We start from the raw sequence: 14815 nt of genomic DNA on the forward strand, positions 1-14815 counted from the left end.
TGCGGTTGCGGTGGCGGACGAAAGCGGCGGATGCGATGCAAGCATCAACCGGGCCGCTCGGCCTGCAGGATCGCGAGCACGCCGTTCAACGGCACCTGTGCCCAGTCGGCGCGGTTGTTGAGCTCGTAGCGAAGCTCGTACAGTGCTTTCTCGAGCTCGAACAGCGCGAGCAGTTCGGCATCGATGCGCGTCGCGTCGCCCTCCGCGCCAAACGCCCCCGTGTAGCCGTCCATGAAGGCCTGGCGCGCGGCTTGCTCCCAGCCGGCAGCCGGCGGCGCCAGGTAGGCGGCCTCCTCCGCGCTTTGCGCCACGCGCCTGAGGGCCGACCAGCGCGCGTAGTTGAACGAGCGCAGCATGCCGGCCACGTCGCGCAGCGGCGAGCCCTTGGCCCGGCGTTCATCGAAGCCGCGGGCCGGCTCGCCCTCGAAATCGATGATGACGAAATCGTTGTCGCGCAGCAGCACCTGCCCCAGATGGAAATCGCCGTGATAGCGGCTCTTGATGCCGCCCTGCGCCTGCGGCTTGCGCGCATCGACCGCTGACAGCAACGCGTCTTCCATGGCAAGCAGGGCCTCGGCATCGGGTTGCGCCGCCGCGGGCAGCTGACCCAGCCTTTCGCGCAGCAGCGCCAGCGTGGCCGTGGCATCGGCGCGAGCCTGCGCCGTATAGCGCGCGATGTCGTCGGCCAGCATCGGCTCGGGGTCGAACGCCGCCGCGCCGGTGCGTATCGCCAGCGCCTGGTGCAGCTCGGCGGTTCGCCGGCCCAGCGTGGCCATGAGCGCCAGGAAGCCGCCGTGCACCGCGATGGGGTCCGGCAGCGCGCCGTTGGTGGTGGCAAAGTCGCGCAGGAATCGCTCCAGGTAGCCCAGCGTATGGTCCCAGCCGTCGCCCTGGTTGGACACATACGACTGCACCATCGCCAGCGTCATGGTGCGGCCGTCGTTGCCGGTGTATTCGAGCGCGCCCAGCACCGGCACGCAGTGCGGGTACTTGGCCACCTCGGTCAGGAAGCGGCCCATTTCCAGCTCGGGGTTGAGGCCTTCGCGCAGGTGGCGGTAGCCCTTGAGGAACAGGGTCTCGTCCAGCGTGACCACGGTGTTGCTGCTCACGCCGCTCGGCCGCCCGACCGGCAAGCTGGCGATGTCGGGGTCGATGGCGGCAAAGGCGGCCGTCGCGCGGAACCGCAGCCGCCCGTTCGCGGTTTCCAGTTCCATGCCGTTGCGGATCGCCTGCAACAGCGCGCGGCAAAAAGCCTCGTCGTAGAACGCGTCGCCCATCAGGCCCACCTGCGCCTGCTGCCGCACCTTGGCGAGCGCCGCCTGCGCGACCCCGGCCATGCGCTCTTCGTCGCGCTCTTCCCAGGCCAGCGCCAACGGCATGAAATAGGTGGCGCCGCCGGGCGGCCCGTCGAGTTCGAGCAGGGGCAGCATCCAGCTTAGCGGGCCCACTTCCCAGATGACGTGGTCGGCCAGCCGCGCGCGTTCGATGGTGGTGCCCTTGGACGCATACCAGCGCTGGATCTCGATGTGGCGCGGCAGCGTCTCCAGCTCGAACTGGTTGCGCATGCGCTCCGACATGCCGATGCGCCACGGCATCACGCGGTCGCGGAAGAAGCTGGTCCAGCCGTCGAACAGCACCAGCGTGGGCCACTCCTGGAGCGCCACGCCCTCCTGGTGCCAGCTGGGCATTTCGGCGTCGGACGTGAGCCGGAACCAGTAGAAGCCGTACGAGGCCAGCGTGAGCAGGTACGGCAGTTCGCCAATGGGCGGAAACGGCGCGCGGCCCAGCATCTCGATGGGCACGCGACCCTTGAAGGCCGAGAGGTCGAGCTCCACCGGCTGCGCGGCGCGCGAGAGGTTGAACACCGTCAGGATGATGTCGTCGCCGTATTCGCTCAGGTAGGCCAGGATCTTGCGGTTGCCCGGCTTCAGGAAGCGCCGCTTGCCGCGGCCGAAGGCATGGCTCGTCTTGCGCACCGCCAGCATGCGCTTGGTCCAGTTGAGCAGCGAGCTGCTGTCGCGCGCCTGCGCCTCCACGTTGAGCGCCTCGTAGCCGAACATCGGGTCCATGATGGGCTGCAGGTACAGGCGTTGCGGATCGGCGCGCGAGAAGCCGGCGTTGCGGTCGGGGCTCCACTGCATGGGCGTGCGCACGCCGTTGCGGTCGCCCACGAACACGTTGTCGCCCATGCCGATCTCGTCGCCGTAGTAGATGATGGGCGAGCCCGGCATCGACAGCAGCATGCCGTTCATGAGCTTCACGCGATCGATGTCGTTTTCCATCAGCGGCGCCAGGCGCCGCCGAATGCCCAGGTTGATGCGCGCGCGCATGTCGGCGGCGTACATGGTGTACATGTAGTCGCGCTCCTTGCTGGTCACCATCTCGAGCGTGAGCTCGTCGTGGTTGCGCAGGAAAATGGCCCACTGGCAGCCCTCGGGAATGTCCGGCGTCTGCTGCATGATCTCGACGATGGGATGCCGGTCTTCCTGCGCAATGGCCATGTACATGCGCGGCATCAGCGGAAAGTGGTACGCCATGTGGCACTCGTCGCCATCGCCGAAATACTCGCGCACGTCTTCCGGCCACATGTTGGCTTCGGCCAGCAGAAAGCGGTTCTTGTACTGCGCATCGATGGCGGCGCGCACCTTCTTGATCACCGCGTGGGTCTCGGGCAGGTTCTCGTTGCTGGTGCCGTCGCGCTCCACCAGGTAGGGAATGGCGTCCAGGCGGAAGCCGTCCACGCCCATGTCGAGCCAGAAACGCATCACCTTGAAGATGGCCTCCAGCACGGCCGGGTTGTCGAAGTTCAGGTCCGGCTGGTGGCTGAAGAAGCGGTGCCAGTAGTAGGCCTTGGCCACCGGGTCCCAGGCCCAGTTCGAGGTCTCCGTGTCGGTGAAGATGATGCGCGTACCCTGGTAGATCTGGTCGGTGTCGCTCCACACGTAGAAATCGCGCTCGGGCGAGCCCGCCGGCGCGCGGCGCGCGGCCTGAAACCACGGGTGATCGCTCGAGGTGTGGTTGATGACCAGCTCGGTGATGACGCGCAGCCCGCGCTCGTGCGCGGCATCGAGCATCTCGCGAAAGTCGTCGAGCGTGCCGTACTGCGGATTCACGTCTTCATAGGCCGCGATGTCGTACCCGTCGTCGCGCAGCGGCGAGGGGTAGAACGGCATCAGCCAGATAGTGTTGACGCCCAGTTCCTTCACGTAGTCGAGCTTGGCCGTCACGCCCTTGAAGTCGCCCATGCCGTCGTTGTTCGAATCGAAGAACGCCTTGACGTTGAGCTGGTAGATGACAGCGTCGCGGTACCACAGCGGATCGTCGCTGATGTCGATCTCTACCGTTTCAAGCGCAATGTGGGAGACAGGAGCGTTCATGGGCGCGGCCTCACAGGAAGTAGTCGAAGTCGCGTTCGTCGCCATGGCGCCGCCTGACGACGAAGATGTGCGCGGGCACGCTGTGCGGGTCGAGCCGGATGTAGTGCCGCCCGCCTTCCCAGGTGAAGCGCTGCCCGCTCAGCAGATCGTGCATCTGGAACGCGCGCAGAGGGTCCACGCCCACGCTCTTGGGATCCAGTTCCACCCAGCCCGACTGCACGTTGTAGGGGTCGAGGTTGACCACCGTGACGATCACGTTGTCGCCGCCCTCCGATGCCTTGGCGTAGGCCAGCAGCTGCTCGTTGTCGATGGGGAGGAAGCGCAGGCCGCGGTCCCATTGCAGCGCCGGGTTCTCGCGGCGGATGCGGTTCACGCGGGCGATGAACGGCGCCAGGCTGGCCGGGTCGTCGTGGTTCCAGTGGCGCAGCTGGTATTTTTCGGAGTCGAGGTATTCCTCGCTGCCGGGCGAGCGCGGCAGGTGCTCGCGCAACTCGTAGGCCGGGCCGTAGATGCCATAGTTGGCAGACAGCGTGGCGGCAAGCACCAGCCGCGCCATGAACACCGAGGGCTCGCCGCCCTGCAGCTGCTCGTGCAGGATGTCGGGCGTGTTCGGCCACACGTTCGGCCTGAAGTAGTCGACGCCGGGCGAGGTGGAAAGCTCGGTGAAATATTCGATGAGCTCCTGCTTGGTGTTGCGCCAGGTGAAGTAGGTGTACGACTGCGAGAAGCCCAGCTTGGCCAGCCGGTGCATCACCTTGGGCCGGGTGAACGCCTCGGCAAGAAAGATCGCCTCCGGGTGCTCGCGCCGGATTTCGCCGATGGCCCATTCCCAGAACGGAAAGGCCTTGGTGTGCGGGTTGTCGACGCGGAAGATGCGCACGCCCTCGCCTATCCAGTGCTCGATGACGCTGCGCAACTCTGCCCACAGGCCGCGCCAGTCTTCGCTCTCGAAGTTGAAGGGATAGATGTCCTGGTATTTCTTGGGCGGGTTCTCGGCGTACTGCACGCTGCCGTCCGGCCGCCAGCGGAACCAGTCGGGATGCGCCTTCACGTAGGGATGATCGGGCGCGCACTGGAACGCGATGTCGAGCGCGATCTCGAGCCCGTGCGCCGCAGCCTGCGCGTAGAGATGGCGAAAATCTTCTGCCGTGCCAAGGGCCGGAAGGATCGCTTTGTGCCCTCCTTCGGCCGCGCCGATGGCCCAGGGGCTCCCCACGTCGTCAGGCCCGCTGGCCAGCGCGTTGTTGGGCCCCTTGCGCTGCACGCGGCCAACGGGGTGGATCGGCGGAAAGTAGAGCACGTCGAAACCCATGGCCGCGATGGCGGGCAGCCGAGCCTCCACGTCCTTGAAGGTGCCGTGCACGCCAGGCGTGGTGCCTGCCGAGCGCGGAAACAGCTCGTACCAAGTGCTGAAGCGCGCGCGCTCGCGCTCGGCCTCCAGCGGCAGCTCGACCGGAAAGCGCACCTCGTGTCGCCTGTCAGGGTGGCGGCGCGCCAGCATGGCCAGCTCTTCGTCGAGCGCCAGCGCCTTGAGGGTCGACACTTCCGACGACGGATGGGCCGCCACGGCATCGAGCTCGGTCGCCCATCGCGCCAGCGCCTGCCGGTCGGCGCCCTCAGCCCGCTCGGCGGCGGCGGCCACCTCGAGCGCGCCCACTTGCGAGGCAATGCGCACGTCGTCGGCCTCGACGCGTCGCGTCATTTCGCTGCGCCACGATTCGAAGGGATCGACCCACGCCAACGCGGTGTAGTAGTAGCGCCCGAGCGCGGGCGGCGAGAAGGCGCCCTCCCACACGTCGTTGACCAGCAGCTTCATCGGCACTTCGCGGAACTCGGTCTTGTCGTGCGGCCGCCAGCACAGCTGCACGCGCAGCACGTCGTGGCCGTCCGTGAAGCAATGCGCCTTCACGCGCACCTGCTCTCCCACCACGCACTTGACCGGAAAGCGGCCGTTGTCCACCGAAGGCAGGATCGCGTCGATGACCGCGCGCCGATTGCCGTCGCGCACGTCGGGCATTCTCGAAGCTGCGGGCGTCTCTGGGTTTGCGAACAGTTTTTTCATGATGGCCGGTGTTCCAGGATCAGCGTGGATAGTGGCGGCAGGGTCATGGACACCGACTGCATGCGGCCATGCGAACGCACGGGCGCGGATTCGACGCCGCCCAGGTTGCCCCAACCCGAACCGCCGAATTCCACCGCATCTGTGTTGATGAGTTCGTGCCAGAAGCCGCCCTGCGGCACGCCCAGCAGGTAGTTGGTGCGCGGCACCGGCGTCATGTTGCTGACCACCAGCAGCGGCGGATGACCGTCACGCCCCTTGCGCACGAAGGCGAACACGCTGCGTTCGGCATCGTCCGCCGTGATCCACTCGAAGCCCGAGGCGGTGAAGTCCTGCTGGTAGAGCGCGGGTGCACCGCGGTACACGCGGTTGAGCTGCGCCACGAGCCGCTGCAGGCCCGAGTGCCCTTCCAGGTCGCACACCCACCATTCGAGTTCGCCGTCGTGCGTCCACTCGCGCCGCTGCCCGAACTCGCCGCCCATGAACAGCAGCTTCTTGCCCGGGTGGGCCCACATGAAGCCGAACAGCGCGCGCAGATTCGCGAACTGCTGCCAGGGGTCGCCGGGCATCTTGCCCAGCAGCGAGCCCTTGCCGTGGACCACCTCGTCATGCGAGAGCGGCAGCACGAAATTCTCGTGGAACGCATAGACCAGCGAGAACGTCATCTTGTGGTGGTGGTACTTGCGATGGATGGGCTCTTCCTTCATGTAGGCGAGCACGTCGTGCATCCAGCCCATGTTCCATTTCTCGCCGAAGCCCAGGCCGTCCATGTCGGTCGGCCGAGAGACGCGCGGCCACGCGGTCGACTCCTCGGCCACGGTGATCGTGTCGGGATGCTCGCGGTACACGGCGCGGTTCAGCGTCTGCAGGAAATCGATCGCCTCCAGGTTCTCGCGGCCGCCATGGCGGTTGGGAATCCATTCGCCGTGGTTGCGCGCATAGTCCAGGTACAGCATCGACGCGACCGCATCGACGCGCAGGCCGTCCAGGTGGTAGCGGTCCAGCCAGAAGAGGCCCGACGACACGAGGAAGCTGCGCACCTCCGAACGCCCGTAGTTGAAGATGCTCGAGTTCCACTCCGGATGAAAGCCCTGTCGCGGATCGGCATGCTCGTAGAGATGCGTGCCGTCGAAATACGCCAGGCCGTGTTCGTCGGTCGGAAAGTGCGAAGGCACCCAGTCCAGCAGCACGCCAATGTCGTTCTGATGCAGGTGGTCGACCAGGTACATGAAGTCCTGCGGCGATCCGAAGCGCGCAGTGGGCGCAAAGTAGCCGGTGGTCTGGTAGCCCCACGAGCCGTAGAACGGATGCTCTGTCACCGGCATGAGTTCGACGTGCGTGAAGCCCATCTGCTTCACGTAGGCCGCGAGTTCGTGGGCAATCTCGCGGTAGCTCATGAACTGGCCATCGCGCCGGCGCCATGAGCCCAGGTGCACCTCGTAGACCGACGTTGGCGCGTCCAGCGCATTGCGCGCGCCGCGCCTGGTCATCCACTCGCGGTCCTGCCATTCGTAAGAAAGTTCGCAGATGCGCGAGGCCGTGGCGGGCGGCAGCTCGCTGCAGAACGCGAAGGGGTCGGCCTTGTCGACGACGAAGCCACCGAAGCGGGACCGGATCCGGTATTTGTAGGCCTGGCCCAGCGCCGCGTGGGGAACATGGCCTTGCCAGATGCCCGTGCCGTCTGGCGACGGCGAAAGCGGGTCGGCTTCACCCGACCAGTAGTTCCAGTCGCCCACCACCGCCACCGACTCTGCGTTGGGGGCCCAGACCGCGAAATGCGCTCCGCCTTCCTTTGCCGGGTGGCAACCCAGGAGGTCGTACAAGCGGGAGTGGGTTCCCTCCCGAAACAGGTAGGCGTCTTGTGCTTCTGGCGTTCTTGGCGGCTGGTTCACTGGCACCGGTGTTCCTTGCTTGCAGAAGGCCAGCGAACCGGGTGCCCAAAGGGGCACGCTTTCGGCTTTCACAAGACCTGACCGCCCAATTTGCAAAAAATCCGAGCCCGGCGGTTAAGGCTGAAGCCGCCTTGCGGTGTCGGAGAGTTGCCCATCACGCGCTGTGGGTTTGAACAACCCACGCGCGAGGCGCGGCATTTTTACTTACGCGGCAACCGGCGCCCCCGACGTGGCGTCATGGTCGTTGGCGGACCTTGGCAAGGCGCGCGGCGAGAAATCGTCGATCGTCAGGCAGATCGGTGCTTTCGGGTTGGCCCGGTGGCACCGGAGCGCGGCGGCGCTGAGGGCCACGAAGTGCGTCTTGCATGTATCCAGCAGGCGGTCGCCCAGATTCCTGGTGCCGAACACATCGTGCAGGGTCTCTTCTGAAATCTGCGCGATGATCCGCGCGCCATCGCGGCCATCGGGGTAGATTGCAAAGCGGACCGTCGCCGTGTCAAAGCAGTAAATCCCTTCGAAGTCCATGGCTGTCTCCTGATCGCTTGAGCGCGTGCATTGCGGCTCGAATCCAGCGCGGACCCATGCACCCGGCGGCATGGATTTCCGCGCGTATCCGGAGGATGCGCCTTGCGCGCCTCGAGAGGGGCGGGAATCGTGGGCGGGGGCGCGTAAAAATTGCTGCAATCCATGTCCGGCGCGCAACGGCCGTGCCATCGGCCCCCAAAAGAGCCTCTTGAAAACACGCCGGCAGCGCCTATTTCGCTCATCGGAAGCGCTGGAGACGCCTCCGGCGCTCCGTTCAACTTTTGTCTGAATGGAGGTTTTCGCCATGTACCGATCCCTGTTCCCGCGCGACATGTTCGCCGAAATGGATCGCCTGCAACGCGAGATGCAGCAGGCCTTCGATCTGTCTCCCACCATCCGTGGCTTTGGCCGCAACGGCTTTCCCGCCTTGAACATCGGCGGCACGCCGCAAACGGTGGAGATCTATGCGTTCGCGCCCGGCGTCGACCCGTCGAGCCTTGAAGTCAACCTGGAGCGCGGCCTTCTCACCATCGCCGGAAAGCGCGAAAACGCGCTCCCGCCAGAGGACGAGAAGGCGGCCATCCACATCAACGAACGCTTCGAGGGCTCGTTCCGCAGGGTGCTGACCCTGCCTGACGACGCCGACCCCGAGGCGGTGACGGCCAAGTACCAGGACGGCGTGCTGCGCATTTCGGTGCAGCGCCGCGCTTCGTCGCAGCCGCGCCGCATCGCAGTCCAGTGAAACGAAAAGAGCCGCAAGCAAATTTGAAAGGAGAGATGGCCATGACTACCAACACATCGCCTCGCGTTGCCGAACGGGCGCAGCTCGCCCGCAAGGAAGACGGCGCGCGCTACAGCGACGCCGCGCTCACGCCCCCGGTCGACGTGATCGAGGACAGCGGCGGCATCACGCTCTATGCCGACCTGCCAGGGGTCTCGCGCGACAAGCTCGGCCTGCACGTGGCTTCGGACACGCTCACCATCGAAGCGGAGTCCGACCTGTCGGTGCCCGAGGGTCTCGAATCGAGCCACACCGAAGTGGGCCTGGGCCGCTTCCGCCGCGTGTTCACGCTGAGCAAGGAGCTGGACACGGGCGCCATCTCGGCGGAACTCAAGCAGGGTGTGCTGAAGCTGCGCATTCCGAAGGCCCAGCACGCACAGCCGAGGCGCATCGAGATCCAGGCGTCCTGATTGAAATGCACATGCGCTCCGGAGGTGAAAGATGAGCGGTACCGAACGCCTGGCGCGCCTGCCCGCCGTCGAACACCAGCCGGATGCGTGGAAGGCAGGCCTGCGCAAGACGCTCGATCCGGCGCGCGCATCGTGCCCCGGTGGCAGCGCATGCCTACGCCGATGTGCGCATCGGCCCCACAACGTCCGTGCGCCGCAAAAAATAAGGTGGGCGCAAGGACATCGAAATGGCTTTCGAATCTTTTCGCGATCGCAAGTATGGGGGTCGCGTGCTGGCCGAACGGTTGGCCAACTTGGCCGGCCGCTCCGACGTGACCGTGCTTGCGTTGCCGCGCGGCGGCACGCCGGTGGCGTACGAGGTGGCCAAGGCGCTCCACGCCCCGCTCGACGTGCTGGTGGTGCGCAAGCTCGGCGTGCCGTGGAATCCTGAATTTGCGATGGGCGCCATTGCCAGCGGCGGCGAGCGGCTGCTGGACGACATGCTGGTGCGCGAGCTCGGCATCTCCACCAGGGACGTCGAGGAAGTCGCAAGCAACGAAGCGTACGAACTCGAACGGCGCGAACGCGTGTACCGCGGCGGGCGGCCCGCGCCAGACCTGCGCGGCCGCGTCGTGATCCTGGTGGACGACGGCCTCGCCACGGGCTCGACCATGCGCGTCGCCGTACGCGCGGTGCGCCGGCAGGCCCCCGCCCGCGTCGTGGTGGCCGCGCCCGTGGGGGCGCCCGAAGCCTGCGAGCTGCTGCGCAGCGAGGCCGACGAGGTCGTGTGCGCCGAGATGCCGGACCCCTTTTTGGGAGTGGGCCGCTGGTACCTGGATTTCTCACAGACCAGCGACGAGGAAGTGTGCCGCCTGCTTCACAACGCGCGCCGCCGCAGCCCGCTCTCCGACTGAGGACAATGAACGATGCCGCCCTCACGCATTTCGAAAGAAACCGACGCATTGCGCCTCGCGGCCCACCCGATGGACGGCTCATTGGGCGACCACGACGCCCTGCTCGATCTGATCGGCGACGCGCACTACGTGCTGCTCGGCGAGGCCTCGCACGGCACGCACGAGTTCTATGCGGCGCGCGCCGACATCACGCGCCGCCTCATGGCCGAAAAGGGATTCAACGCCGTGGCAATCGAGGGCGACTGGCCCGATGCCTATCGCGTCAACCGCTACGTCCGCGGCGACGGCGAAGACGCCAGCGCGCGCGATGCGCTGACGGGCTTCCGGCGCTTTCCCACCTGGATGTGGCGCAACGAAGACGTGGCAAGCTTCATCGAATGGCAGCGGGCCTTCAACGAGGCCGGCCCGGTGCAGGGAAAGACCGGCTTCTATGGGCTGGACCTGTACAGCCTGCATGCCTCGATCGAGGCCGTGCTCGCCTACTTCGACCGGACCGATCCAGACACGGCGCAGAGCGCACGCGAACGCTACGCGTGCTTCGACCGCTTCGGCGACGGCGGGCAGGTCTATGGGCTCATGGCCGGGCTTGGCAACACCGCCTCGTGCCGGCAGGAAGTGATCGACATGCTGGTCGAGATGCGCCGCGCTTCCGCCGACGCATGGCGCGGCGGCATTGCGGCCAATGAGGATGCAGCCTTCAATGCCGAGCAGAACGCACGCCTGGTGAAGAACGCCGAGGCGTACTACCGCTCGATGTACCTCAGCGACGTGTCGTCGTGGAACCTGCGCGACCGGCACATGGTCGAGACTTTGGGCGAACTCGAGCGCCACCTGTGGCGCAGCAGCGAACGCCCGAAGATCGTGGTGTGGGCGCACAACTCGCACCTGGGCGATGCGCGCGCGACTGAAATGGGCGAGCAGCGCGGCGAGCTCAACGTCGGCCAACTGGTGCGCGAACGCCAGGGCCGCGACGCGGTTCTCGTGGGCTTTACCACCCACACGGGCACTGTGATGGCGGCATCCGACTGGGGTGCGGCCCCCGAGCGCAAACAGGTTCTTTCCTCCCGGCCCGACAGCTATGAAGGCCTCATGCACGAGACCGGCCTGGAGCGCTTCATGCTGCCCCTGCGCGGCGAAGGAAGCCACTTCTTTGCGCTGCGGGAACAGCGGCTGGAGCGCGCCATTGGCGTCATCTACCGCCCTGAGACCGAGCGGCAGAGCCATTACTTCTTCGCCCGTCTGCCGGTGCAGTTCGACGCGCTGCTGCACTTCGACCGGACCCGCGCGGTCGAGCCGCTGGAGCGCGACGCGGCCGCGCCGGATATCGAGGTGCCGGAAACCTATCCATCCGGCAAATAGGCGCTGCCTTATGCAGCTGCCGCAGCCCAGAGGCCGCCGGCTACTGCGCGACGATCACGCCCTCGAGCGGCTGCAGCACCAGTTCGCCTTTCACCGCGCCGGTGCGGTCGGCATGGGTCGAGGCGAGCACGACGGTGTCGGCCGGCAGAAGGTTCGCGGCGACCGGGGTTTCGGCGGTGGCGAAGTTCAGCAGCACCACCAGCCGCCGCGTGCCCGAGCTTCTTGCATAGGCCAGCACGTCGGCACCCGCTTCGAGTTGCTCGTGGCTTCCCTCATGCAGCGCGGGCTCGTTGCGCCGCAGCGCAATCAACTTCTTGTAGAGCTGCAGCATGGAGGCCGGATCGGCCAGCTGCGCCTCGACATTGCGCATGTCCCAGTCGCCGCCCAGGCGCAGCCACGGCGTGCCGTCCGTGAAGCCGGCGGCGTGCGCGCGGCTCCACTGCATGGGAGTGCGCTGCGGGTCGCGCCCCAAGCCTTTGCCGGGCTCGTTCTTCTCGAACGGGTCTTGCACTTCGTCCGGCGGAATGGGAACGTCGGTGAGGCCGATCTCGTCGCCGTAGTAGAGCGTGGGCGTGCCGCGCAGCGTGAGGAGCAGCATGGCCGCGAGCCGCGCCCTCTCCTGTCCGACACGGCTCGCGATACGCGGCTTGTCGTGGTTGCCCAGCACCCAGTTGGGCGCCGCGCCATGCGGCAATGCCGCTTCGTAGTTGCGCACGATGCGGTCGATTTCGGCCGCATGCCACGGCGCGGCGATGAGCTGGAAGTTGAACGGCAGCTGAACACCCTGCAGCAGCCCGTCGGAGGTGCGCCCGTAGTAGGCCATGAGCCGCTCCAGCGGAAGATAGAGCTCGCCGATCAGCACGCGCGTGGAGGATTCGTCGCTGAACTCGTCGACCACGCGGCGCATCTCGACGATGACGTCTTGCATCTCCGGGCGGTCGGTGGTGTACAGCGGCAGCAGCTGGTGCGAAGGATCCTGGCCCACCTGGAACGAAGGGTTCTGCGGGTTGTCGCGAAACTCGGCGTCCTTGACGAGGTGATACAGCACGTCGACGCGAAAGCCGTCTACGCCGCGGCGCAGCCAGAAGCGGAGCACGTCATACATGGCTTTGCGCACCTGGGGGTTGCGCCAGTTGAGATCCGGCTGCTCCTTCAGGAACGAATGGCAGTAGTACTGCCCGCTGGCTTCATCGAAGGTCCATGCGGGTCCGCCGAAGTTGCTCAGCCAATTGTTGGGTGGTCCGCCGCCGGGCGCGGGGTCTCGCCACAGGTACCAGTCGCGCTTGGAGTTGTTGCGGGAAGCCCGGCTCTGCACGAACCATGGGTGCCGGTCCGAGGTGTGGTTGGGCACGAAATCCAGCACCAGCTTCAGGCCGCGCGCCTTGCATTCAGCCGCGAGTGCATCGAACGCCTCGAGCGTCCCAAAACGCGGATCGACATTGCAGTAGTCGGAAATGTCGTACCCGAAGTCGGCCATTGGTGAGGGGTAGATCGGTGAAATCCACGCAGCATCCACGCCAAGCTCGACCAGATAATCGAGCCGCCTCTGGATGCCTCGCAAGTCGCCGATGCCGTCTCCATCGCTGTCCTGGAACGAACGCGGATAGATCTGATAGACGATTCCGTTCTTCCACCAAGCATCGGCCGACATCGAATTTCCTTTCGGGTTATTGCATTGCGAGGTACCTATTCTTAGGAGGTTCCCCGGCATGATCAACGACCTTTGGTACAAGAACGCCGTGGTGTATTGCCTGTCGGTGGGAACCTTCATGGACTCCAACGGCGATGGCTGCGGCGACTTCGAGGGGCTGACGCGGCGGCTGGAGTACCTCCATGGCCTGGGTGTGACGACGTTGTGGCTGATGCCGTTCCATCCATCGCCGGGCCATGACGACGGCTACGATGTTTCGGACTATTACAACGTCGACCCCCGATTCGGTACGCTTGGCGACTTCGTCGAGTTCACGCATTCGGCCGAGCAGCTCGGCATGCGCGTGCTGATGGACCTGGTCGTCAACCACACCTCGGACCAGCACCCCTGGTTTCAAGAGGCGCGCAAGGACCGGAATTCAAAATACCGCGACTGGTACGTCTGGTCCGACAAGAAGCCGCCCCGCTATACCGATGGTGTGGTTTTTCCCGGCGTGCAGAAATCGACCTGGACTTTCGACAAGGTCGCAAGGCGCTGGTACTTCCATCGCTTCTACGATTTTCAACCCGACCTGAACACGGCGAACCCGGCCGTCCAGGCGGAGATCCTCAAGATCATGGGCTTCTGGACGCAGCTGGGCGTGTCGGGTTTCCGCATGGATGCGGTGCCCTTCGTGATCGGCGCAAAAGGCCCGAAGGTCGTGCACCCGACGGAAAGATTCGACATGCTGCGGGAGTTCCGCGAGCTGCTTCAATGGCGCCGTGGCGACGCCATCATCCTGGCCGAGGCCAATGTGCTGGCCAAGACCAACATGGCCTACTTCGGCGACGAGGGGGAGCGGCTGCACATGATGTTCAACTTCCAGGTCAACCAGAACCTTTTCTATGCCATGGCCGCGGGCGACACGCGGCCGCTGGCCAAGGCGCTGGAGGCCACCCGCGAACGGCCAGCCACGTCGCAGTGGGGCATGTTCCTGCGCAACCACGACGAGCTCGACCTCGGGCGGCTGCGGCCCGCACAGCGCAAGCGCGTGTTCGAGGCCTTCGGCCCCGAGAAGGACATGCAGCTCTACGATCGCGGCATACGCCGCCGCCTCGCACCGATGCTGGGCGGCAACCGGCGCCGGCTCGAGCTCGCCTACAGCCTGATGTTCACCTTGCCCGGCACGCCGGTCATGCGCTATGGCGACGAGATCGGCATGGGCGATGACCTGAACCTGCCCGAGCGCACCTGTGCGCGAACCCCGATGCAATGGTCCACCGAACGCCAGGGCGGGTTCACCGTCTCGTCGAAACCGGTGATTCCCGTGATCAGTGGCGGCGCCTATGGCTTCGAGCACGTGAACGTGGCGGCGCAGCGGCGCGACCCCGATTCGCTGCTCAACTGGATGGAGCGCGTGGTCCGCATGCGCAAGGAGGTGCCGGAGATCGGATGGGGCGACTTCAAGGTGATTCCCCACGTTGAAAAATCCGTGCTCGTGATTCGCTACGAGTGGCGCGGCAATGCGGTGGCCTTCATCCACAACTTCCGCGCCGACCCGCTGGAAATCAAGCTCGAAGCCAAGGCGTTCGGTCGGCATGGCGAGCAGTTGATCAACCTGTTGTCGAACGCACACAGCCGCGCCGACGCGAAAGGCAAGCACTGCATGCTGCTGGAGCCTTACGGCTACCGCTGGTTCCGAGTCGGCCCGCTCGACTACCTGCTCAAGCGCGAGGAGATGTGACGCCATGGGACGACCCACGAGCCATGGGGGATTGCGCGAGGTACCCTACCCCCCGCTTCTGACACACTAGGTGCGCAAAGCGGGCCGCATCGCGATGCTTTTTCCACCCCAATGAACTCATCAGGTCTCAGGAATATCCACATCA

10 protein-coding genes are annotated in these 14815 nt (G+C 65.9%); 5 read left to right on the forward strand and 5 right to left on the reverse strand.

From position 1 onward, the window contains the following. Nucleotides 1–44 precede the first annotated feature (44 nt). The 4 genes from treS to BLR24_RS01460 all read right to left on the reverse strand — a co-directional run bounded on the left by treS (nucleotide 45) and on the right by BLR24_RS01460 (nucleotide 7853). Nucleotides 45–3377: a maltose alpha-D-glucosyltransferase gene (treS, locus tag BLR24_RS01445; protein WP_093011552.1), complete on the reverse strand. Its 3333-nt coding sequence runs from the start codon at nucleotides 3375–3377 to the stop codon at nucleotides 45–47. Nucleotides 3378–3387: 10 nt separating this feature from the next. Further along, nucleotides 3388–5439, reverse strand: coding sequence for an alpha-1,4-glucan--maltose-1-phosphate maltosyltransferase (locus BLR24_RS01450; protein ID WP_093011555.1), 2052 nt, complete (start codon nucleotides 5437–5439; stop codon nucleotides 3388–3390). Next, complete coding sequence (gene glgB / locus BLR24_RS01455; RefSeq protein ID WP_093012731.1) at nucleotides 5436–7334, reverse strand: 1,4-alpha-glucan branching protein GlgB; 1899 nt, start codon at nucleotides 7332–7334, stop codon at nucleotides 5436–5438. The genes BLR24_RS01450 and glgB overlap by 4 nt, the downstream gene beginning before the upstream one ends. Before the next feature lie 198 nt (nucleotides 7335–7532). Next, nucleotides 7533–7853: a hypothetical protein gene (locus BLR24_RS01460; RefSeq protein WP_093011558.1), complete on the reverse strand. Its 321-nt coding sequence runs from the start codon at nucleotides 7851–7853 to the stop codon at nucleotides 7533–7535. Between the two features lie 304 nt (nucleotides 7854–8157). Between BLR24_RS01460 and BLR24_RS01465 the strand changes: the two genes are divergently transcribed. From BLR24_RS01465 to BLR24_RS01480, 4 genes are all read left to right on the forward strand, one after another. Continuing rightward, nucleotides 8158–8595 (forward strand): Hsp20/alpha crystallin family protein, encoded by a 438-nt coding sequence (locus BLR24_RS01465; protein ID WP_093012734.1) that lies wholly within the window; start codon nucleotides 8158–8160, stop codon nucleotides 8593–8595. 41 nt (nucleotides 8596–8636) lie between these two features. Next, nucleotides 8637–9044 carry an Hsp20/alpha crystallin family protein gene (locus tag BLR24_RS01470; RefSeq protein WP_175543137.1) on the forward strand — a complete coding sequence of 136 codons (408 nt, stop codon included), beginning with the start codon at nucleotides 8637–8639 and terminating at the stop codon, nucleotides 9042–9044. Between the two features lie 227 nt (nucleotides 9045–9271). After that, nucleotides 9272–9937: a phosphoribosyltransferase gene (locus BLR24_RS01475; RefSeq protein WP_093011564.1), complete on the forward strand. Its 666-nt coding sequence runs from the start codon at nucleotides 9272–9274 to the stop codon at nucleotides 9935–9937. A gap of 12 nt (nucleotides 9938–9949) precedes the next feature. Then, nucleotides 9950–11296 (forward strand): erythromycin esterase family protein, encoded by a 1347-nt coding sequence (locus BLR24_RS01480; protein WP_093011567.1) that lies wholly within the window; start codon nucleotides 9950–9952, stop codon nucleotides 11294–11296. Between the two features lie 40 nt (nucleotides 11297–11336). On the opposite strand, the gene BLR24_RS01485 is transcribed toward BLR24_RS01480, so the two are convergent. After that, nucleotides 11337–12947 carry an alpha-amylase family glycosyl hydrolase gene (locus tag BLR24_RS01485; protein ID WP_093011570.1) on the reverse strand — a complete coding sequence of 537 codons (1611 nt, stop codon included), beginning with the start codon at nucleotides 12945–12947 and terminating at the stop codon, nucleotides 11337–11339. 58 nt (nucleotides 12948–13005) lie between these two features. Between BLR24_RS01485 and BLR24_RS01490 the strand changes: the two genes are divergently transcribed. Beyond that, entirely contained in the window at nucleotides 13006–14670 is a 1665-nt protein-coding gene (locus BLR24_RS01490) for an alpha-amylase family protein (protein ID WP_093011574.1), read from the forward strand. The last annotated feature ends 145 nt before the right edge of the window (nucleotides 14671–14815 follow it).

The sequence above is a fragment of the Variovorax sp. OV700 genome, from assembly GCF_900099805.1.
In the GTDB taxonomy this organism is placed as follows: domain Bacteria; phylum Pseudomonadota; class Gammaproteobacteria; order Burkholderiales; family Burkholderiaceae_C; genus Variovorax.

Excerpts from the sequence above, each read along its gene's own strand:
- treS (WP_093011552.1), bottom strand. The coding sequence starts at position 3,377 with ATGAACGCTCCTGTCTCCCACATTGCGCTTGAAACGGTAGAGATCGAC.
- BLR24_RS01450 (WP_093011555.1), bottom strand. The coding sequence starts at position 5,439 with ATGAAAAAACTGTTCGCAAACCCAGAGACGCCCGCAGCTTCGAGAATG.
- BLR24_RS01460 (WP_093011558.1), bottom strand. The coding sequence starts at position 7,853 with ATGGACTTCGAAGGGATTTACTGCTTTGACACGGCGACGGTCCGCTTT.
- BLR24_RS01465 (WP_093012734.1), top strand. The coding sequence starts at position 8,158 with ATGTACCGATCCCTGTTCCCGCGCGACATGTTCGCCGAAATGGATCGC.
- BLR24_RS01470 (WP_175543137.1), top strand. The coding sequence starts at position 8,637 with ATGACTACCAACACATCGCCTCGCGTTGCCGAACGGGCGCAGCTCGCC.
- BLR24_RS01475 (WP_093011564.1), top strand. The coding sequence starts at position 9,272 with ATGGCTTTCGAATCTTTTCGCGATCGCAAGTATGGGGGTCGCGTGCTG.
- BLR24_RS01480 (WP_093011567.1), top strand. The coding sequence starts at position 9,950 with ATGCCGCCCTCACGCATTTCGAAAGAAACCGACGCATTGCGCCTCGCG.
- BLR24_RS01485 (WP_093011570.1), bottom strand. The coding sequence starts at position 12,947 with ATGTCGGCCGATGCTTGGTGGAAGAACGGAATCGTCTATCAGATCTAT.
- BLR24_RS01490 (WP_093011574.1), top strand. The coding sequence starts at position 13,006 with ATGATCAACGACCTTTGGTACAAGAACGCCGTGGTGTATTGCCTGTCG.